At 48.7% G+C, this 19,853-nt stretch carries 18 protein-coding genes and 1 tRNA gene; 13 read left to right on the top strand and 6 right to left on the bottom strand.

The window, feature by feature from the left end:
- Positions 1-38: 38 nt before the first annotated feature.
- From WBJ53_RS09080 to WBJ53_RS09060, 5 genes are all read left to right on the top strand, one after another.
- Complete coding sequence (locus WBJ53_RS09080; protein WP_338875767.1) at positions 39-1,271, top strand: allantoate amidohydrolase; 1,233 nt, start codon at positions 39-41, stop codon at positions 1,269-1,271.
- A gap of 78 nt (positions 1,272-1,349) precedes the next feature.
- A complete protein-coding gene (gene allE / locus WBJ53_RS09075) occupies positions 1,350-2,096 on the top strand; it encodes a (S)-ureidoglycine aminohydrolase (RefSeq protein ID WP_338875766.1) in 747 nt (248 codons plus the stop codon).
- Entirely contained in the window at positions 2,093-2,599 is a 507-nt protein-coding gene (gene uraD / locus WBJ53_RS09070; protein ID WP_338875765.1) for a 2-oxo-4-hydroxy-4-carboxy-5-ureidoimidazoline decarboxylase, read from the top strand. Before allE ends, uraD begins: the two co-directional genes overlap by 4 nt.
- On the top strand, positions 2,596-2,928 hold the full coding sequence (gene uraH / locus WBJ53_RS09065; RefSeq protein WP_338875764.1) for a hydroxyisourate hydrolase: 333 nt from the start codon (positions 2,596-2,598) through the stop codon (positions 2,926-2,928). Before uraD ends, uraH begins: the two co-directional genes overlap by 4 nt.
- A 127-nt stretch (positions 2,929-3,055) precedes the next feature.
- The gene (locus WBJ53_RS09060; protein ID WP_338875763.1) at positions 3,056-4,486 is read left to right on the top strand and encodes a phosphoenolpyruvate kinase; all 1,431 of its coding nucleotides are present in this window, start codon (positions 3,056-3,058) and stop codon (positions 4,484-4,486) included.
- A 75-nt stretch (positions 4,487-4,561) separates the two neighbouring features.
- Here WBJ53_RS09060 and WBJ53_RS09055 read toward each other — a convergent pair whose 3' ends face one another.
- Positions 4,562-5,026, bottom strand: a complete 465-nt coding sequence (locus WBJ53_RS09055) for a CHRD domain-containing protein (RefSeq protein WP_338875762.1) — start codon at positions 5,024-5,026, stop codon at positions 4,562-4,564.
- 297 nt (positions 5,027-5,323) lie between these two features.
- Between WBJ53_RS09055 and WBJ53_RS09050 the strand changes: the two genes are divergently transcribed.
- Positions 5,324-7,591, top strand: a complete 2,268-nt coding sequence (locus tag WBJ53_RS09050; protein ID WP_338875761.1) for an aconitate hydratase — start codon at positions 5,324-5,326, stop codon at positions 7,589-7,591.
- Positions 7,592-7,799: 208 nt separating this feature from the next.
- Here the strand turns inward: WBJ53_RS09050 and WBJ53_RS09045 are convergent, their stop codons facing one another.
- Complete coding sequence (locus tag WBJ53_RS09045; RefSeq protein WP_338875760.1) at positions 7,800-8,159, bottom strand: nuclear transport factor 2 family protein; 360 nt, start codon at positions 8,157-8,159, stop codon at positions 7,800-7,802.
- A gap of 194 nt (positions 8,160-8,353) precedes the next feature.
- Complete coding sequence (locus tag WBJ53_RS09040; RefSeq protein WP_338875759.1) at positions 8,354-9,853, bottom strand: helix-turn-helix domain-containing protein; 1,500 nt, start codon at positions 9,851-9,853, stop codon at positions 8,354-8,356.
- Positions 9,854-10,139: 286 nt separating this feature from the next.
- Between WBJ53_RS09040 and WBJ53_RS09035 the strand changes: the two genes are divergently transcribed.
- Positions 10,140-10,424, top strand: coding sequence for an osmoprotectant transporter permease (locus WBJ53_RS09035; protein WP_338875758.1), 285 nt, complete (start codon positions 10,140-10,142; stop codon positions 10,422-10,424).
- Between the two features lie 140 nt (positions 10,425-10,564).
- Here WBJ53_RS09035 and WBJ53_RS09030 read toward each other — a convergent pair whose 3' ends face one another.
- The gene (locus WBJ53_RS09030; protein ID WP_338875757.1) at positions 10,565-12,016 is read right to left on the bottom strand and encodes an ammonium transporter; all 1,452 of its coding nucleotides are present in this window, start codon (positions 12,014-12,016) and stop codon (positions 10,565-10,567) included.
- Between the two features lie 541 nt (positions 12,017-12,557).
- On the opposite strand from WBJ53_RS09030, the gene WBJ53_RS09025 reads away from it, so the two are divergent.
- The 4 genes from WBJ53_RS09025 to WBJ53_RS09010 all read left to right on the top strand — a co-directional run bounded on the left by WBJ53_RS09025 (position 12,558) and on the right by WBJ53_RS09010 (position 15,361).
- Positions 12,558-13,226, top strand: coding sequence for a hypothetical protein (locus tag WBJ53_RS09025; protein WP_338875756.1), 669 nt, complete (start codon positions 12,558-12,560; stop codon positions 13,224-13,226).
- Between the two features lie 129 nt (positions 13,227-13,355).
- The gene (locus WBJ53_RS09020) at positions 13,356-13,904 is read left to right on the top strand and encodes a hypothetical protein (RefSeq protein ID WP_338875755.1); all 549 of its coding nucleotides are present in this window, start codon (positions 13,356-13,358) and stop codon (positions 13,902-13,904) included.
- 324 nt (positions 13,905-14,228) lie between these two features.
- Complete coding sequence (locus WBJ53_RS09015; RefSeq protein ID WP_338875754.1) at positions 14,229-14,606, top strand: hypothetical protein; 378 nt, start codon at positions 14,229-14,231, stop codon at positions 14,604-14,606.
- Positions 14,607-14,842: 236 nt separating this feature from the next.
- On the top strand, positions 14,843-15,361 hold the full coding sequence (locus WBJ53_RS09010) for a hypothetical protein (RefSeq protein WP_338875753.1): 519 nt from the start codon (positions 14,843-14,845) through the stop codon (positions 15,359-15,361).
- Positions 15,362-15,971: 610 nt separating this feature from the next.
- Here WBJ53_RS09010 and WBJ53_RS09005 read toward each other — a convergent pair.
- Positions 15,972-16,056, bottom strand: a tRNA-Ser gene (locus WBJ53_RS09005).
- A gap of 181 nt (positions 16,057-16,237) precedes the next feature.
- Here WBJ53_RS09005 and purL point away from each other — a divergent pair.
- Positions 16,238-18,496: a phosphoribosylformylglycinamidine synthase subunit PurL gene (gene purL, locus WBJ53_RS09000; protein ID WP_338875752.1), complete on the top strand. Its 2,259-nt coding sequence runs from the start codon at positions 16,238-16,240 to the stop codon at positions 18,494-18,496.
- Positions 18,497-18,512: 16 nt separating this feature from the next.
- The gene (locus WBJ53_RS08995; protein WP_338875751.1) at positions 18,513-19,070 is read left to right on the top strand and encodes an SIS domain-containing protein; all 558 of its coding nucleotides are present in this window, start codon (positions 18,513-18,515) and stop codon (positions 19,068-19,070) included.
- A gap of 56 nt (positions 19,071-19,126) precedes the next feature.
- Here WBJ53_RS08995 and WBJ53_RS08990 read toward each other — a convergent pair whose 3' ends face one another.
- The gene (locus tag WBJ53_RS08990; protein ID WP_338875750.1) at positions 19,127-19,837 is read right to left on the bottom strand and encodes a sulfite oxidase-like oxidoreductase; all 711 of its coding nucleotides are present in this window, start codon (positions 19,835-19,837) and stop codon (positions 19,127-19,129) included.
- Positions 19,838-19,853: the final 16 nt, after the last annotated feature.

Here is a 19,853-nt window from a genome sequence, read left to right as displayed (position 1 = left end):
ATTAATGCGGCTGGTTTGCTGGCGCTGATTTGAACAGCATGAATACTTATTTAGAACGGGCAGAAAACGTACTGACAAAAATCAACCAACTGGCTGCCATCAGCGAAGATCCTTCGTGTATTACGCGTACGTTCGGTACCGAAGCCTTTCGGCAGGGATCTGGGCTGATTCAGGAATGGATGCAGGCCATCGGTTTGCAAACGCAGGCCGATGCCATTGGCAATGTGCGGGGGCGGCTTATCAGCCCAGATCCCAACGCAAAAACCTTTGTGCTGGCTTCGCATATGGACACGGTCGTGAATGCCGGAAAATTCGACGGGCCAATGGGAATAATTATGGCCCTCGATCTGGTTAAACACCTCAAGTTGGACAAGCCGTTGCCGTTTCATCTCGAACTGATTGCCTTTAGCGATGAAGAAGGGGTTCGGTTTCACACGACTTATCTTGGCAGCAAGGTGGTAGCCGGACTATTCGACAAGCAGTTGCTCGACAAACCAGACGCCAATGGCATACCCCTGAAAGACGTACTAGCACAAATCGGTGGCGATGCAGACAAGCTAACCGCATCCGCAATTCTGAAAGACGATTGGCTCGGATATTTTGAAATCCACATTGAGCAGGGGCCGGTTCTCTACGAACGCAACATTCCCATAGCCGTTGTAACGGCCATTGCCGGACAGAAGCGTATCGAAATTACGTTTCTTGGTATGGCGGGTCATGCCGGAACGGTACCCATGGCGATGCGTCAGGATGCGCTGTGTGCAGCCGCCGAATTTGCGCTGGAGGCTGAAAAACTGGCCGGCAGCCAGCCAGATCTGGTGGCTACGGTTGGGAAATTGCATGTAGTCAATTCAGCCAGTAACGTTATTCCGGGCGAAGTCGTTTGCAGTCTGGATGTCCGCAGCAACGACGAAATAACCCTAACCAAAGCGTACCAAAGCCTACATCAAATCTGTTTGTCGATTGGGCAAAAACGTGCTGTAGCTATCAACTGGATGCTTATTCAGGAAACGGCTCCGGTTGCCTGCGACCCGGCACTCAGTAATCTACTCGCCCAGGCCATCGACAACAGTGGGTACGATGTGGTTCGGCTCGTGAGCGGTGCCGGGCACGATGCCGTTCCGATTTCGCAGGTAGCGCCGGTAGCCATGCTGTTTGTACGATGCTATAAAGGCATTAGTCACAATCCGCTGGAAAATACCGAACTGACCGATATGGCTGCCACCTTACGGGTAGCCGATTTATTCTTGCAACGTCTAATTGAAAGCTAATTTTATTGTCATTTGTCTCATTAGTCAGTAGATACTGATGACTAATGACCAGTATCCAATGACCAGCTCTTGAAATCTATGGAAATTTCTGCACTTACCCGGTCTGTTGTTAAACGCAATCATGCCATTATCAGCCCCGATGGCTATATCAACAGCCGCGTTCCGGGTTGGGACAACTGCACCGTCAATGTCATCATCAATGAACAAATGGGTGCCAACCTCTGCCAGACACTCATCACGCTAAACGAGAATGGCACTCTGACGGGCGCAACCAACGTAGCTCAACTGTTTTTCTATGTCATCGACGGGCAATGCCACGCAACGGTCGATGGAGAAAGCCAGACACTTTCTAAAGGGCAGTTTGTGTACATTCCTGTTGGCAAGGAATATCGAATCGAAAACCCAACACCGGGAACTCAACTCCTGACATTCCATAAGGTCTACGAAAAGCTTGCCGGTTACGACGTTCCATCCGTAATTTTTGGGGATGCCGCCAAGGTCGACGGCCCCACGTATCTGGGCGATCCGGCCCTGCGATTGCAGGTATTGCTACCCGATACGCTGTCGTTTGATATGGCCGTTAATATTTTCACCTACGATCCGGGCGGCCATCTACCATTTGTGGAAACACATATTATGGAACATGGGCTCATTTATTTGCAGGGACAGGGCGTATATATGCTCGACAAAGACTGGTATCCTATCAAAAAAGGTGATTCGATCTGGATGGCTCCCTACTGCCAGCAGTGGTTTACGGCAATGGGCAAAGAACCGGCAGTGTATATTTATTATAAAAATGTCAATCGTTTTCCGACATCCGTATGACCCTACCCGAACTAAACGAACTCCCGGTTGCCCGGCTAAAAGCAGTTCTGACAACGTGTTGTGGTTCGACGGCCTGGGCCAACGAAATGGCTAAACTCTTCCCGGTCGAAAGTCGCGAAGAACTGTTCGAACAGTCCGACGTAATCTGGTTTGCCTGCTCTGAACGAGACTGGAAGGAAGCCTTCGAACACCACCCCAAAATTGGCGATATCAATTCCCTGCGCGAAAAATTCGCCAATACCAAAGCCTGGGCATCGGGCGAACAGGCGGGCGTTTCGGCGGCTTCGGAAGCGGTTCTGAAACAGTTAGCCGAAGGAAACCGGCTTTATGAAGAAAAATTCGGGTATATCTTTATTGTATGCGCCACGGGCAAATCGGCCAACGAAATGCTGGACATTCTGCTAGCACGACTCCCTAATTTGCCCGATGATGAAATCCAGATTGCGATGCAGGAGCAAAACAAAATTACCCGAATTCGTCTGGAAAAATTACTGATCGCATGAGCCCCATTACGACCCATATTCTCGACACTACGCTCGGTAAACCGGCCAGCCATGTAGCCATTCGTTTATACCAGCAACAGGCAACGGACTGGACCGAACTCGCCAGCGGCCACACCGACGATGACGGCAGGATTCGCGATTTACTGGCCGAAGCCATTCCATCGGGCATCTACAAGCTACGCTTCGAAACCCAGGCCTATTTCGACCGACTGGGTGTTGCCAGTTTCTACCCTTTCGTCGAAATCATATTTTCGATAAAAACCGGCGAACATTACCACGTACCTTTATTATTGAACCCGTTTGGCTTTTCAACCTATCGTGGTTCGTGAAAATTACTATTGAGTGAATGAGTGATTGAGTGAGCGGCTTACCCAAGTGAATAATAAAGATCTGAATAGCCAATCACCTAAAGATTAGAAAGACATTCACTCAAGGCTGAATCAAAACACCAACTATATGAAATTCACCATTCAGGAAAGCGATAAAACCCGATTACTCGACAGCCTGAAACCTGCCAATCTGGCCTTTCAGGCAACCTACCCCGGCGATAAACCCGACCGTCAGCCAGTACATACCGTATATGGCGGAGCGAATCTGTTTAAGTCGGATACGTGCGTACGCATGGGCGAAATTGCCTTGAAAAACCTGCAAACCTATTCGCCTAATTTTGTTGTACTGGCCAATGTGCTGCAACTCGACGGCTACGATAAACTGCCGCATCTGCGCAAAGACATCGCTGATCTGACCGAACGACTCGATGAGATGACCGAAACAGAACGACGGAAACACCCCGCCTGGCTTGCTTATTCGGTCTATAACAAGATTGTTCAGAAACTCAGAACCGAACCGGTCGAAGATTTTCGCATCGACTTTGAAGACGGTTTCGGCAACCGCCCCGACAACGAAGAAGATGCAACCGCTGTGCAGGCTGCCTTCGAAGTAGCCGAGGGTATGAAAAATAAAACACTCTCGCCATTTATTGGCATTCGGATCAAACCATTTACTGAAGACCTGAAATTTCGCGGAGTACGTACCTTAGACTTGTTTCTGTCGACCCTACTCGACAAAACGGGCGGTGTATTACCGAACAATTTTGTCGTAATGCTTCCGAAAGTGACCATCCCGGAGCAAGTTATAACGATGGTTCGGCTGTTGGAACTGCTCGAAAAAGCCAACAACCTGGCTCCCGGCACACTGAAAATGGAAACGATGGTTGAGGCCACGCAGATCATCATGGACGAGGAAGGGCGCAACCCGCTGATGCGTATTATCAAAGCCAGCGAAGGCCGGTGCATTGCCGCGCATTTTGGTACCTACGATTATACGGCATCGTGCGGCATCACGGCTAAATATCAGACAATGGACCACCCTGTCTGCGATTTTGCTCACCACATGACCAAAGTAGCGCTGGGCGGCACGGGTATTTTCCTGTCTGATGGTGCTACCAATGTCATGCCCATCGGACCACACCGGGGAGACGATCTGACGTTTGAACAACAGGCTGAAAACCGCCTATCAGTACATCATGCCTGGAAAATTGGCTACAATCATACCATGCATTCGCTAATCAACGGGTTCTATCAGGGCTGGGACCTGAATCCGGCTCAGTTGCCGATGCGCTACGCAGCTACCTACAATTTTTTTCTGAGCAGCTACGATGATGCGGTATTCCGGCTGAAAACATTCGTGGAACGGGCCGCGATTTCGACCCTAACGAAAGACATTTTTGATGATGCCGCCACGGGTCAGGGCCTGCTCAATTTCTTCCTGAAAGCCATGAATTGCGGGGCTATATCGGAAGAAGAAGCCCTGGCAACGGGCCTGACACTAGCCGAAATCCGCAGTCGTTCGTTTTACCGAATTCTGGAAGGAAGACGAAAAAAATAGTGAAGAGTGTAGAGTGAAGAATAAACAAAAAGCGTCAGCCTTATTCTTCACTTTTCACTCTTCACTATTTTAAAACTACTGTTTCTTAATATCACCGCGAATTTCGCCAGCAGGATACGTTGAGGTGTGCAGATTGACGTAATAGAATCCATTTAGCATACTATCGACCTTTGTTTGGGCCAACGCACCCGTTGTGCCCGTAATGGGCGACGTCAGGCTGCTGAACGGAATTTCTACTGGGCCAGTGCCGTCGGCCTTCGTAATCCGGTGAATATGGCCTCCCGTTAGCGATGATGAGAACGGCCCAGTGTAGGTAACCGTATAACTCAACACGCGCGTTGTTGTGTTCAGATCGCCAACAAAGGTACCGGCCGCCGTTGACGTTGTCGAATTTGGTTTTTCGCTGGCTCCGTTTAAAGTAGCGGTTAGCCGTGTGCTTGTCGGGACGGTTGTTGGATTCTCTTCGTCTTTACACGACATAAACGTCATTCCCAGGGCCAACAGGGCCGCAATAGAGAGTAAGGCGTTCTTTTTAAACATAAAATTAGGTGTCTGTGTGTCTGTTTAAGGCCTTAATTAAATGGAATTACTCGAAAAAGACACAATTACTTCAGTAGAATGGTGAAATAATGAGTTTATTACCTGGCCTCTATCAAACTAAGGAAATGGCCGAACTGTTTGCCCCTCCAGACAGATTGTAACGACTCATTGGCAGATTATTTCCAAAACGCGGCAGAATCTTCTAATTTTGAGCCACGAACCGGAATCCATTTTGCGAATTCCTTGGTTATTTCTATAGAGTTATACCTTTCAGTAATCCCGTTATCCTATTTTGCTATGGCTTTTGATTTAGACATGATTCAGCGCGTGTATGCTAACCTCGGCGAACGCGTGGAAGCAGCCCGGCAGGCAGTGGGCAGACCGCTGACTCTGTCGGAGAAGATTTTGTACAGCCACCTTTTTGCGGGCACGCCTACCCAGGCGTTCGAGCGGGGGAAGGCCTATGTAGACTTTGCGCCAGACCGCGTAGCGATGCAGGATGCAACGGCACAAATGGCATTGCTTCAGTTTATGCAGGCAGGCCGGCCTAAAGTAGCGGTTCCGTCAACGGTTCACTGCGATCACCTCATTCAGGCCGAAGTAGGAGCAGAACAGGATCTGGACGTTGCCAAGAACAAAAACAAAGAGGTCTACGACTTCCTGTCGTCGATCTCGAACAAATACGGTATCGGTTTCTGGAAGCCCGGTGCTGGTATTATTCACCAGGTGGTGATCGAAAACTACGCCTTCCCTGGTGGTATGATGATCGGTACCGACTCGCATACACCAAATGCGGGTGGGCTGGGCATGATCGCTATTGGGGTTGGTGGTGCCGACGCCTGCGACGTGATGGCTGGCCTTGCCTGGGAATTGAAAATGCCGAAACTCATCGGTGTCAAACTAACCGGTAAACTGAGCGGCTGGGCATCGGCAAAAGACGTTATTCTGCGCGTAGCAGGTATCCTGACCGTAAAAGGTGGTACGGGCTGCATCGTTGAATACTTTGGCGAAGGCGCAGAAAGCCTGTCGGCAACGGGTAAAGGCACTATCTGTAACATGGGAGCTGAGATTGGTGCTACGACGTCGATCTTCGCTTACGATGAGAAAATGGCAAATTACCTGAAAGCGACCAGCCGCGCCGACATTGCTGATGCAGCGGATGCGGTTAAAGCTGATCTACGGTCGGATGATGAAGTCTATGCCGATCCAGCTTCATACTACGATCAACTGATCGAAATCGACCTGTCGGAGCTGGAACCACACATCAACGGTCCGTTCACCCCAGATCTGGCCTGGCCACTATCGAACTTCGCCAAAGCCGTTAAAGAAAACAACTGGCCCGAAAAGCTGGAAGTTGGTCTGATCGGCTCCTGCACAAACTCCAGCTACGAAGATATGACCCGTTCGGCTTCGATTGCGGCTCAGGCTACGGCTAAGAATCTGAAAGCAAAAGCGGAGTTCACGGTGACGCCCGGTTCTGAACTGGTTCGGTTTACGGCCGAGCGCGACGGTTTGCTCAATACATTCGAACAAATTGGTGGTGTTGTACTGGCTAACGCCTGCGGACCCTGCATTGGTCAGTGGGCTCGTCATATGGACGATCCAACCCGTAAGAACTCGATCATTACGTCGTTCAACCGGAATTTTGCAAAACGTAACGACGGCAATGCCAGCACGCACGCGTTTGTGGCTTCTCCCGAAATTGTAACGGCGTTTGCTATTGCCGGTGATCTGACTTTCAACCCAATGACCGACACGCTGACCAACGAAAACGGTGAGCAGGTGAAACTCGACGAACCAGCCGGTATTGAGCAGCCCATAAAAGGGTATGCCGTTGACGATGCTGGCTATCAGGCTCCGGCCGAAGATGGCTCGGGAGTTCAGGTTATTGTTAGCCCAACGTCTGATCGTTTGCAACTGCTCGCTCCGTTTGCAGCCTGGGAAGGCACGGATCTGAAAGGCCTGAAATTACTGATCAAGGCAAAAGGAAAGTGTACGACCGACCACATTTCGATGGCGGGTCCGTGGCTGAAATACCGTGGCCACCTCGACAATATATCGAACAACATGCTGATTGGTGCCGTGAATTTCTTCAACGAGAAAACCAACAGTGTTAAAAACCAGCTTACCGGCGAATACGGCGAAGTACCGGCAGTTCAACGGGCCTATAAAGCGGCTGGCGTTGGTTCGGTTGTGGTGGGCGATGAAAACTATGGCGAAGGCTCATCGCGTGAGCACGCAGCTATGGAACCTCGCTTCCTGGGCGTTCGGGCCATTCTGGTGCGCTCATTTGCCCGGATTCACGAAACGAACCTGAAAAAGCAAGGTATGCTGGCGCTAACATTTGCCAATCCTGCTGATTACGATAAGATTCAGGAAGATGATACGATCGATATTGAAGGTCTGACCGAGTTTGCTCCTGGTCGTCCGCTCGAAATCGTTCTGCACCATGCCGATGGTACAACCGACGAATTTCTGGCTAATCATACCTATAATGAAGGCCAGATCGAATGGTTCAAAGCAGGGGCTGCTCTGAACATCATCCGTATGAAACAGAACGCGTAATCTTTTCAGATTCCTCGTATAGTAGAACGGCCAGCTATCAGTAGCTGGCCGTTTTTATTTTATGCTGGCAGACTCCCCGGTCTGGATTCTGGTAAAAATAAGGCGTTTGCTACAGAGGTCGCCGAGTAAAATGCGACGTTCGCTAAGTACTCACTCTCTGCGACCTTAGCGCTCTTTGCGGTAACGAAATGAACGAATAACTTACGACTTAAAAGAAGAACTGTTCTTTAACGATTTTGCCATCTTTCACTTCAAAAACGGCAATTTCATCCATCTGCATACGAGGCTGACCTTTCATTTTTACGTCCATGCCCATTGCTACACTGAAAAAATTTCCACCAACGATCGGCTCCGAACAATAACCACCATACATTTCTTCGATCATTTCGCCGAAACGCTTCGCTTTTTCCCGGAGTGCGTCTATTCCTTTTACATGCTGAGGGCCACCCATGAAACCCATTGGCTCAATACTCTCACAATCGTCGGCATAAAGCTCCGGCTGAATCTGATGCGACAAACCTTGTTTATCTAATTCTACATAGCGCTGGGCAACCTCAAGAGTTGTCATTTCTTTGCTGTTTTTGTGTGAAACTTAATTTTTCACAAAGAACGCAGCAGCTAGTGACAACCCTATGTCAGCAGGCAAATAACTATTTTTAAAAATAATAAATACAAAAATGAAGCTATTTTACAAACTGAAAAAGGGTATTTATAGTCAGCCACTTACCTGATGACGAATTGCCAATGACCCCAAAGCGAGACTTACCGCAAATTTTCCATTGCCTTTTTCATACCGGCAAACTGGCGTTTTTTCTGGAGAACAACCGGAGCCGCCACGCGCTCCCGACAATCGAAAATACCGCAGCGTTCGCAGGCTTCGTTAACCACCCGAAACGGTATTTCGTCGGGCGAGGTGTTCATGAATTTCATTTTTCGCTTCAGGGCGTCGTTCACCGCAAAGCACATCGACACGCTGATATTCTGCTGAAATTGAGGCTGAAACGGGTGCGCAACTGAAATAATCAGGTATTGAAGTCCCGAATCGGCATATTCGGAAAGTTGCGCCCGGCAGAGCGTACCATCGAAACCTTTGGTCTGCTGCAACGATTGTAGCTCCTGCAAAATAGTCCAGGCAATCCACCGGCGGCAAAAGTGCTCATCGACAATGCCGCGCGGCCCCTGCTGACGCGACAGGTGCATTTCTTTGGTCAACTGAAATGATGTTTGACCGGCCGTATGATTAAATCGGTAGAAAAACAGTTGATCGATGCCAAAATGGCTGGGCAACACATTGCTGAGCCGGTAGAAGAAGCGCTCGGGCGTTGAGCCAAATTCGGTAATGAGTTGCAGAAAGGCATCGTTACTCCATGTATCGCGCGCGAAAAGCTCAGTCAGTTTCGACACCAGTACATCGCGTCGAATTAGAATGGCTCCGGCAAAATAAGACGCCTTATAATTGTTCAGAATCTGTTCGAACGAGTCGGCTTCAACCCACGAATAGGTATAAGGTCGGTTTTTCAGATTCAGGTACTGAAATCCGACTTCACGCGCCAGAATAAACGACCGCTGCTCGGATGTCAGTGCCACATTGAGGTAAAGCCGCCGATGTTCGGGCCGGAAAACCGACCGTAAGGATACCAGTTCGGGCTGGCTGAGCGGGTCGAAATACTCAATATGTACGTCGTAGCGCGTTTTAAGCAGATTTGTTAGCAGAGCTTCACCAACGGGCTGTTCGGTTGTGTGAGCAGCTACGGGCGCAAACTCATTCAGAAATCGCTCTGCTTCGGCTTCAATCTCAGGGAAATAATTATCGTGCATTTCCTGATACGAACGCAGCATGGTTAGGTATAACCGTTCGACACTCATGTTATAGCTCAGTGCAATATCCATGAATGTCCGAATCATAGCACTAACTTTAGCCGGTGCTTCGGCTAGTAGTTCGAGCAGATCCGAGGGGTCGATACCGAAGAGTTCGAGTGGAATTTCGGTCAGGAATTTAGACCGGAGCAGATCCGAAATTGGCTCGAGTTTTTTGCTCAGCTTCAGCGAAACCAGCGTGTCGTAATCGACCTGCATAGCATTAGCCAGGGCAGAAATCTTATCGGCTTTAGGGTATTTGCGGCCCTTTTCGATTTCAGTAACGTAGGATACTGACAAACCCGATTGCTGAGCCAACTCGCTCACAGACAAACCTCTATCGAGACGCATCTGGCGCATTTTCAGGCCAAATAACAGGCGAATATGATCAGCAGGTAAATTCAAAGGATAAAGGTTCTGAAGCGAAACTGTGGCTCTTCTGGCAACAGCGAATGGGTAAAATTACAAAACAGTTGCGAATTGAACCGTATAATTCATTGGGAGTGGTTACCGACGGGCAAGCATACCCTTATGTTGGCATAGTAGAGCCCATAATCGGCAGGTTATTTACTTAACGATACCAATTATTAATTCCTGATAGCTTTTTGAGACGATCACCTTCAATTTAGCGGAGCAAATTTCCGCAGTCGGGAAACGGGCCTTCCTCTTTTTTTTAAACGATACCTAAATCATGACTTTTTTCTGGATCTTGTGGGCTTTTGACGCCATTATTGCCCTGATCATTTTTTACTTCTTTTTTATCGGTCTGGCCGATGGCACAGTAAGCTCGTTTAACGCGGGCCTCTGGTTCTTTATTCTGGCTGCGGTTGGCGTCATTATGATCGGTAGTTACTGGTTGCAAACCCATCAGTATGGGCTATGGGCCAAAGTTCTGCTTTCAGTACTGGCTATTCCCGGTGCACTTTACGGGCTATTTATATTACTTATTCTGATCACCAATCCGCGCTGGAATTAATAAAATTCTCTACAAAAGAGTCGACGGACTATTGATCGTCGGCGCATATTTCCCAAAAAAGGAAGGTGCAAACTACTGCTTATACAGGCTAGTTGCACCTTCCTTTTTATTCAGCAATCTACTACACAGTACTGTAGGCCCTAAAGACCTTCTACAGCCGCTACTCCTTTACCATTTGTATGGTTAATGATAGCACCGGGACCCGTTGGCTCAAGCACGAAGTTGCCATAAGCGGTGTTGCCATGTTCGCCCAGATCCAGCCCTTCGAGCTGTTCGGCATCGCTTGCCCGCAGGCCAACGGTAGCCTTGATAATCTGAAAAACCACAAACATCACAACGAATGAGTAAACCAGAACTACGCCAACGCCCACCAGTTGTGGCCAGAGCTGGCTAAATCCTCCCCCAAAGAATAAACCATCCTGAATGGCCGTATCTTCGGCCCAATACTGAATATCGATGGAACGCTGCCCGAAAAGGCCTACGGCTAATGTACCCCAGGCACCACACACACCATGTACGCTGATAGCGCCAACCGGATCATCGATTTTAGCTTTGTTCTCCAGAAACAGGCAGGAATAAAATACCAGAATACCCGCTATCAGACCAATAATGGCCGCACTTACGGTACTGACCGAAGCACAGGGAGCCGTGATGCCGACCAATCCAGCCAGTGCGCCGTTGAGCGTCATTGACAAATCGGGCTTTTTGAACGTAATCCATGATACAATCATAGCGCCAATAGCACCGGTAGCTGCAGCGAGCGTTGTTGTTACGGCCACGTGCGATACACCCGCAACCGCTGTCAGGGTTGAACCGGGGTTAAAACCATACCAGCCGAACCACAGAATAAACACGCCCAAAGCCGCCAACGGCATGTTGTGGGGCAAAATGGTATTAACAGAACCATCTTTGTTGTATTTACCCAGACGCGGCCCTACAACCATAGCGCCTGCCAGAGCAGCCCAACCACCTACAGAGTGAACAACGGTAGAACCTGCAAAATCGCGGAAGCCCATATCGCTCAACCAGCCACCGCCCCAAATCCAGTGGCCACTGATTGGGTAAACGATCGCTGAAATAATACACGAATAAATCAGATAGGAAATCAGCTTCGTCCGCTCGGCCATAGCACCCGACACGATGGTAGCAGCCGTAGCAGCAAAGACAACCTGAAACAACCAGGCGGCACTCGTGCTATAGCCTGCGGCATCGGTTGGCGCATTGGCCGACCCCAGAAAGGCCAGGGCCGTATCGAAACCAAGGAAATTATAGTCTCCACTACAATACATGATAGCATACCCAATAGCCCAGAACAATACAGCCCCCAGGCAAAAATCCAGCAAATTCTTCATCATGATATTTACTGAGTTCTTGGCGCGTGTCAGTCCCGATTCTACCATAGCGAAGCCAGCCTGCATAAAGAATACAAGGAAGGCCGCCAGGCAAAGCCAGATAATGTTAGCCACATCCTGCGACAGAGCGGGTGTGCTGGTAGACGTACCTTGTGCATAGGTCCGGGTTGCACTCACAAGCAACACAGTTACCAGGGCGAGAAGTTTAGAGGCTGTACGTAGATTTTTTTTTGTCTCCATAGGGGGTGTACTAGTTTGATTAGAGTGGTTAAATAAGGGAGCAACTAAATTATTGGTAGGCGTAAACTGGGTAATACGATCAACAATTGTCTGGACTTTAACAGGATGCCAACGGCGTTGAGCAATGGCAGGAGTACCTACCCACTTCCAGTTCTCGAAACAACCGTATAATTCATAGTTAATTCCGAAAGATTCAATTACGGCAAAATTTAGTTTTGCTTTTTATCTATTCCAAGAAATCTTATATTATAATTTTCACTTTTCTAATATCACAGGATTAATCCAGTAGATAATTTTATTATTCTCCTATAAGCCACTGAATATCAAGCGTAAGTCACTTTTAATGTCAGACTATGAGCGGTTACCATGTTTTTTACTAGTTGCTTAAAAAGCAAGACTTTTTTTAATACCACGAACCAACATATTTAGTAATATAGCCTACCCATTTTTCCATTGTCCATACCCATGCCGATTGATCCTCGTTCAGAAACGAAGTTCTATGGCGAACCTATTCGTACACACCAAACCAACTCGTCGAATTATGAAACTTAACTACTTTTTTGCGCTCATCCTGACTGGTATGCTGGGCAGCTTACAACCTGTTTGCGGACAGCACCGTTTTTCAGTATCTGTCAGTGCGGCTCCGGTGTATGCACAAACGGACCTTAAAGTAATCGGACCCGTTACTACTCCCGGCTCTCAACCAATAGACATCGTTGAGCACGCACATGGCGTTGGCTATTCGATTGGTCTGCTTGGCCATTATAATTTTACGCCCAAATGGTCAGCCTCAGCAGGGCTTTGGGCAACACAAACGGTATCGTCCACTATCGATTTATCGACCAATGGTGTCGATTATACTGTCAACTATGCCAATTCACGTCCATTCAATTATGCCTATAAAGCTCCGGTAATGATTAATTTCCGATCCTCTATGAAGCGGCTTTCTCCCTATTTTTCAGCAGGTGCTTCCGCCGATTTCAGAGCAACCAGCTACGCCACTATAAATGGTACCGAAGTCCCCCTAAAGTTTGGCAAGACAGTAACGTTTACACCTTTGCTTGGTGCCGGAATTATCTATGGCCTTTCTGATCGACTCTCGTTGCTGGCCCAGCCAATGCTTCAGTACAATCTGGATTCTCATCCATCCTATTCGTATTATCACTCGTATCAGTTGAGCCTTCAAATGCAGTTGAAATACCAGTTATAAGAATGAATCGATACCTACAGGCAATCTATACGATCAGCCTTCATAGCTAGTTAGTCGTTTGAGTTTAAGAAACTACAATACGCTGTTTCAGACAATAGACCACAACCATATCAACAACTGCTCAGCCCAATGAGCTCACAAAGAATCGTCGTCGTTCTGGAGCGATCCGATCGTTTCGTTCCAGAACGCATTCAGTTTAGTACCGTTTTCTATTTTAGTGATCAGGAATCCCTAACGAAGAATCTTCCGACAGCGGAGGCTGCATTTCTCCGTTTTTTAGCCGACAACAAGCTGGAGCATGAAGGTCCATATCCGGGCAAACTCCATACGGAATTCGAATACACTTATCCTTCCTATAAAATCATGCTAACACCGGCCAGTTATCAGCTAGTGGAAAAATTCAGAGATAGCCACCCTGAACTAGCCTTAACTGTACTCAGCAGTACATTTTCGAAACGGGATCAGGAACAGTTTCTCCAGAATACGATTGAAGCGGCCCGAAAGAAAGCACAGGAGAAAGCCCAAACCGAGGAGCTTGTTCTGAAAGAAGGTTTTGAATTTGAAGAAGTCCCAATGCCTAAGCCCCGTTGGGTGGTTGGGCCACCTCTATCGGCCCGATATGATCACTTTTGGCAGCCAATCTCTGGTCATTTTAAATTTTATTTTCTGGGCGAGTAAACAAGGAGACTTCCTACTCAAGCGAATTTAGCAGTATATTGACAATCTATTCAAATCGCAGACCATATGGAATGGATACTCACTATTGCGCTATTTGCCTGGTATTGCTCCAGGACGCTCAGCCCCACTCCGAACAAGGCAGACTGGCATCGGGCCATTGCAGCCACGCTCCTGTGGCCGTTTTCGCTCTTCATGAAACGGTACAGATAATACGCTGGCTTGCCTTTTATTTTAGCAAAGCCACAATGGTAACTCGTGCTTTGTAAGCTGAATCTATGTTGCGCTTTTGGGGAATAAGACCGTATTTTGTTAAGACAAAGCACAATGAGCAAAACGGCTCCCTACATACCGCAATGGCTAAAATTAACGGCTGTTTTTGGGGCTGTCTGGCTTTTTGCGGTCTTACCCGTTCAGGCAACAGAATCGGGAGCGCAACTTCACCATCAGGCTTACTTTTCAAATACCCAGCCGGAGCGTGAGGCCGACATTAGCTCAATCCTTTGTAATCGGGATGCCCTTGTTCTTATCAGTCTTCGGGCGAGTTACTCGTTTTCTTCCTCCCTGCTTTTCTTCCCAAGCCTTCTTTCAGCTACGTTTAGCGCCCTTTGCCTGCCCTTGCTAACAAGGCTTCGGGTTGCTGTTTTTCCTTTCTTTTTTCTTCGGCTGATTTTTGAACACCAGATTGCCATCAACGCACCCTGACGCGGGTTGACACCCTTCTTTCATCTTCTTTTCCACTAGTTAGCAAAGACCGGCTGGCAGGCCAAATTCTGTGTTGCTGGTCATCTGAAACTGCTCACTGAACCGTGGCACGGTTAATTATCAAAATAGCTACTTGTTGCTGGTAAAACCGTAGCGCCCTATTCAGGCTTCCTGTCTCCTATGATGCAGGAAAGGTCTCTTCGTTAATCCACTCATCAAAAATTTATCGATCGACTATGGAACAGGATATAGTCTCAACCGTACTATGGAGTTGGCTAATCGCCTGTGGTGTCTGGACAGTCAATCAATACCGGCAAATTCACTGGGAACAAGCATTAGTAGGGCACATTCGGCCCTATCGAACCCGAAAGGTTCGCCTGGGGCTGTCTGCTCTTTATGGCATTTCTCTGTTGGTAATTGCTGTTTACTGGATCGATTTTTCGGGGCAGCGCTGGCTCCTGCCCATGGAGAAATTAGACATTCCCCTCCTGAATCAGCTTGGTTTACTGGTGCTTCGGATAGCGGTTTGCTGGCTGGTTTTTAGCACCATGCAGCGTGAACGCAGCTACCGATCCATGCAGCACAACCACATCCTCGACTTTCTACTGGACTGGGAGGCTCATTATAACCGGCAAATTGCGGTGGTTGTCGGGGTGCTGCTGTTCGGTTTATTTCTGTGTCTTTCGGGCGGAGTTACCGCCAGTTTATGTATGCTCGGCTGGGCGCTGGGCTGGCGACTGTGGCGGATTGGGTGATGGATTATTTAGGAGCGAACTTTTACTTATTTTTTTGTTAGAATAGGGTACGAAATTTCAAGTACATCCAGGCCAAACGCAGGCGCGACCGAGTGTAATATCAAAACAGGGCTTTTTCATAAAAATGCCGTAGGCATGTCATCGTAGTAGCTATTCAGTCAGTCTATGTATGTATGTATAGCTCCGTAGGAGCGATATCTGCCGGAATCATGTCGCCCCTACGGAGCTATACATACAGGAAATGCCAATCAGTACTACTAAGATGCCACCGCACCGGCGGCCCACCACTACGTGGTTATAAGTTTTCATAAAAAAGCCCTGATTATCAAAAGGTGTGTTTACACTGCAACATGAAGTACGAAAGCATACGAATGGATACTGCTTTCTGCTGTTATCGGTGTGCGAGGGCGTCTAGAAGGAAAAGAAATTCATTGTAGTTATTGTTTCTCTATAAATGCCTAGGCAAAGGTGTCAAATAAAGGTGCTGACTATAAGACACTTATATACTTGTCAAATAGCATTCAATACTTAATTACGATCATAATTTAGGATACAATCAAACAAAAAAAGCACTCAAATCGCTAATTTTGAGTGCTTTATATATTCTTCGCAGAGAGAGAGGGATTCGAACCCCCGGACCTGTTACAGTCTTCGGTTTTCAAGACCGACGCAATCGACCACTCTGCCATCTCTCTTTCTGGCTGCAAATATACGGACAATTCGATATTTGTCAACTCACAGCAGGCAACTTGCCCTAAAAAAATGTAGTTTTGCAGTATATTAATGATTGAGTGATTGAATGGTTGAATGATTGAATAGGCATTCGCAATCGCTCGGGCGGCCCGTTCAATCATTCAATCATTCAATCATTCAATCATGGACGCTACTGAATCGCTACCCTCGCTTGAAACAGCCCGCAAACTGGGCCTGCTCCCCGAAGAATTTGACCGTATTAACCAGATTCTGGGCCGTCGGCCAAACTTTACCGAACTGAGTATTTTCTCGGTGATGTGGTCGGAGCACTGTTCCTACAAAAACTCCATCGTATGGCTCAAAACCCTGCCCCGCGACTCTGGCAGCGGCCAACCAGACCGGATGCTGGCCAAAGCCGGTGAAGAAAATGCCGGACTGGTTGACATTGGCGATGGTCTGGCCTGCTCATTCAAGATCGAATCGCACAACCACCCTTCGGCCCTCGAACCCTATCAGGGAGCCGCAACGGGTGTCGGCGGTATCAACCGCGATATTTTTACAATGGGCGCACGACCCATTGCCCAGCTTAACTCGCTCCGGTTTGGCGATCTGAACCTGACCAAAACCCGGCGGCTACTACGCGGTGTCGTAAAAGGTATCGGCGATTATGGCAATGCGTTCGGTATTCCCACGGTAGGCGGAGAAATCTATTTCGACGAATGCTACAACACCAACCCACTGGTCAATGCGTTCTCGGCCGGGATCGTGGAAGTCGATAAAGTAGCCAAGGCTACGTCCTATGGCGTTGGTAATCCGGTCTTTATTGTTGGATCAGCCACGGGGAAAGACGGCATCCACGGCGCTACCTTCGCTTCAGAAGACATTACAGCCGCATCGACCGAGAAACTGCCTGCCGTTCAGGTAGGCGACCCGTTCATGGAGAAGCTGCTGCTCGAAGCCACTCTCGAAATCATTGCCACTGGCTACGTAATCGGTATTCAGGACATGGGCGCTGCGGGTATTATCTGCTCTACGTCGGAAATGAGTGCCAAGGGCGAACACGGTATGATTATCGACCTCGATAAAGTGCCAACCCGCCAGCCTAATATGGCTCCGTTCGAAATCCTGCTGTCCGAATCGCAGGAGCGGATGCTGGTCGTTATCGAAAAAGGCAAGGAAGACGTTATCCAGGCTATTTTCGATAAGTGGGACCTGAACTGTGCCCAGATCGGCGAAGTAACACCCCCAACCACTGAAGGGGGCGGAAGGCTACATTTCTATCGCTACGGCGAGTTGGTAGCCGATGTGCCTGCCTACGATCTGGTGCTCGGTGGGGGCGCTCCACAATATCACCGCGAATACCGTGAACCAGCCTACATTCAGGAGTTCGCCAAATTTGATCCGTCGGATGTGGACGATCTGGAAAAAGACGAACTCAAAAAAGTAGCCGTTCATTTGTTGTCGCACCCGAACATCTGCTCACGCCAGTGGGTATACGAACAATACGATTCGATGGTTGGAACGGCCAATCGCAGCACCAATGCACCGTCGGATGCGGCCGTTGTTCGGGTAAAAGGCACCGATAAATCCATTGTGATAACGGTCGATTGCAACAGCCGGTATGTGAACGCCAACCCACGTCAGGGTGCTATGATTGCCGTAGCCGAAGCCTGCCGCAACATTGTATGCTCGGGTGGCGAACCGCTGGCCGTAACCAACAACCTGAATTTTGGTAATCCCTACGTTCCTGAAGTTTACTGGCAGTTTGTTGAAGCAGTTCAGGGCATGGGCGAAGCCTGCCGCCGGTTTAGCACACCCGTAACGGGCGGTAACGTTAGTTTCTACAACCAAAGCTCCGACGATGGTCCGGTATTTCCGACGCCAACGATCGGTATGCTTGGTTTGCTGGAAGACCCTGCTCACCACATGACGCTCGACTTCAAAAACGAAGGTGACCTGATTTTCCTCGTAGGACCGTCTACCGACGACATTGCTTCGTCGGAGTATTTATATTCTTATCGTGGCGTAAAAGGGTCGCCTGCCCCCTACTTCGATTTCGATACCGAATGGCGCGTTCAGGAGTCGATCAAAACCATGAACCGTAACGGATGGCTAAAATCGGCGCACGACGTTTCGGATGGTGGTCTGTTTGTGACGCTGGCCGAGTCGGCTATGGCAGGCAATACGGGTTTCCAGATCATGACTGACGATCGCTATCGCAGAGATGCCTTTCTGTTTGGCGAAGGCCAAAGCCGGGTGGTGATTTCGGTTGCTCCCGATCAGCGGCATCATGTAGAGGCTTATCTGGACGATACCATTTTGCCCTTCTGGTATCTGGGTCAGGTAACAACAAGTGGCTTTGTTGTTGATGATGTGGCTATTGTAAGCCAGAAAGAAGCTAACGACCTATATAACAACGCACTCGGTAAGATTATGAGCTAATACGGCTCACGTTGACATGGATAAAGCGTATTTTGAAAACTATCTGACGCGTCAGAAAACCGTTTACGACGCCATTCCGATCGATCAGGTTGAACGGTTGATCAACCTGATCAAACAGTGCTGGCAGGAAGACCGTCAACTGTTTGCCTTTGGCAACGGAGGAAGTGCCTCAAATGTGTCGCATTTTATTACCGATCTGGGCAAAAGCGCATCGGATCGGATGGGTAAGCGGTTCCGCTGTATGTCGTTGAACGAAAGTATTTCGTGGATTACGGCACTTGGCAACGATTATGCATATGAAGATGTGTATGTTCAGCAATTACACAACTATGCGCAACCGGGCGATCTGGTGCTGACACTCAGCGTTAGTGGAAACTCCCCCAATGTGGTGAAAGCCGTTCAGTGGGCTAAAGATCATGGATTAACGACCATTGCGTTGGTTGGCGGAAAAGGCGGTCGGCTGGCAGCCGTTGCCGATGAGGTCATTATTGTTCAGGATGAACACTACGGCCGGGTCGAAGATGCCCAAATGACCATCTGCCATATGCTTTGCTACGGCTTTATTGAAAGTTAAAAGCGGGGAAAAGGCGCGGGGGTTTCCCCGCAACCCCCGCGCCTTTTCCCCGCTTTTTAAGAATATCGGTCGTTTCGCCAGGGGTAGGCCGTGTTGGAGTAGCCACGTTCTTCCCAGAAACCAAGCTGGTTCTTCGTTAAAAATTCGATACGCTTAATCCATTTCGAGCCTTTCCAGGCATAAAGCTGGGGCGTAATCATTCGAAGTGGGCCACCATGTTCGCGGGTTAATGGCTGGCCGTCGGCAGTATGAACCAACAATACATCGGGTTTTAATGCTTCTTCGAGCGACACGTTAGTTGCATACCCATCGTAGCCGTAGCACATCACATGCGTAGCCGTACTTTTAGGATCGACCAGAGCCGCAAGATCCATAAACCGCACTCCTACCCACGGCACATTCAGCCGCGACCAGGTTGTTACGCAATGGAAATCGCTGGTATCTTCCACCTGCGGCAAGGCCATCAAATCTTCCCATTTAAGCCGAATAGGATTCGTAACTTCACCGTCGATGTTGAGTTGCCATTTGTCGAGTGGAATTGAAGGCTGATAGCCCAGATCCAGCACCGGCCATTTGGTCGTTACGGTCTGCCCAATAGGTATGGCTGGCATACCATGCCGGTTGAGTGGTCCCGAACCGCGTGGGTTCTCGTCGGTCATGGAAGGCGTTTGTGCCATTTTCTCCTCAAAACGCCGTTTCAGTTTCATCCGGGCTTCCACAATACGGTCGAGCTTATCTGGATTTTCTGCTGACGAATTAGCTTCCATTTCTTTATCGTTTTTT

The organism is Spirosoma sp. SC4-14 (assembly GCF_037201965.1).
Lineage (GTDB): Bacteria > Bacteroidota > Bacteroidia > Cytophagales > Spirosomataceae > Spirosoma.
The sequence above is the reverse complement of the archived record's forward strand: the minus strand, read 5'-3'. Positions and strand labels throughout refer to the sequence as shown.

Bases quoted from the DNA above. Each gene is read 5' to 3' on its own strand.
- WBJ53_RS09080 (WP_338875767.1), top strand. From the start codon at position 39: ATGAATACTTATTTAGAACGGGCAGAAAACGTACTGACAAAAATCAAC.
- allE (WP_338875766.1), top strand. From the start codon at position 1,350: ATGGAAATTTCTGCACTTACCCGGTCTGTTGTTAAACGCAATCATGCC.
- uraD (WP_338875765.1), top strand. From the start codon at position 2,093: ATGACCCTACCCGAACTAAACGAACTCCCGGTTGCCCGGCTAAAAGCA.
- uraH (WP_338875764.1), top strand. From the start codon at position 2,596: ATGAGCCCCATTACGACCCATATTCTCGACACTACGCTCGGTAAACCG.
- WBJ53_RS09060 (WP_338875763.1), top strand. From the start codon at position 3,056: ATGAAATTCACCATTCAGGAAAGCGATAAAACCCGATTACTCGACAGC.
- WBJ53_RS09055 (WP_338875762.1), bottom strand. From the start codon at position 5,026: ATGTTTAAAAAGAACGCCTTACTCTCTATTGCGGCCCTGTTGGCCCTG.
- WBJ53_RS09050 (WP_338875761.1), top strand. From the start codon at position 5,324: ATGGCTTTTGATTTAGACATGATTCAGCGCGTGTATGCTAACCTCGGC.
- WBJ53_RS09045 (WP_338875760.1), bottom strand. From the start codon at position 8,159: ATGACAACTCTTGAGGTTGCCCAGCGCTATGTAGAATTAGATAAACAA.
- WBJ53_RS09035 (WP_338875758.1), top strand. From the start codon at position 10,140: ATGACTTTTTTCTGGATCTTGTGGGCTTTTGACGCCATTATTGCCCTG.
- WBJ53_RS09030 (WP_338875757.1), bottom strand. From the start codon at position 12,016: ATGGAGACAAAAAAAAATCTACGTACAGCCTCTAAACTTCTCGCCCTG.
- WBJ53_RS09025 (WP_338875756.1), top strand. From the start codon at position 12,558: ATGAAACTTAACTACTTTTTTGCGCTCATCCTGACTGGTATGCTGGGC.
- WBJ53_RS09020 (WP_338875755.1), top strand. From the start codon at position 13,356: ATGAGCTCACAAAGAATCGTCGTCGTTCTGGAGCGATCCGATCGTTTC.
- WBJ53_RS09015 (WP_338875754.1), top strand. From the start codon at position 14,229: ATGAGCAAAACGGCTCCCTACATACCGCAATGGCTAAAATTAACGGCT.
- WBJ53_RS09010 (WP_338875753.1), top strand. From the start codon at position 14,843: ATGGAACAGGATATAGTCTCAACCGTACTATGGAGTTGGCTAATCGCC.
- purL (WP_338875752.1), top strand. From the start codon at position 16,238: ATGGACGCTACTGAATCGCTACCCTCGCTTGAAACAGCCCGCAAACTG.
- WBJ53_RS08995 (WP_338875751.1), top strand. From the start codon at position 18,513: ATGGATAAAGCGTATTTTGAAAACTATCTGACGCGTCAGAAAACCGTT.
- WBJ53_RS08990 (WP_338875750.1), bottom strand. From the start codon at position 19,837: ATGGAAGCTAATTCGTCAGCAGAAAATCCAGATAAGCTCGACCGTATT.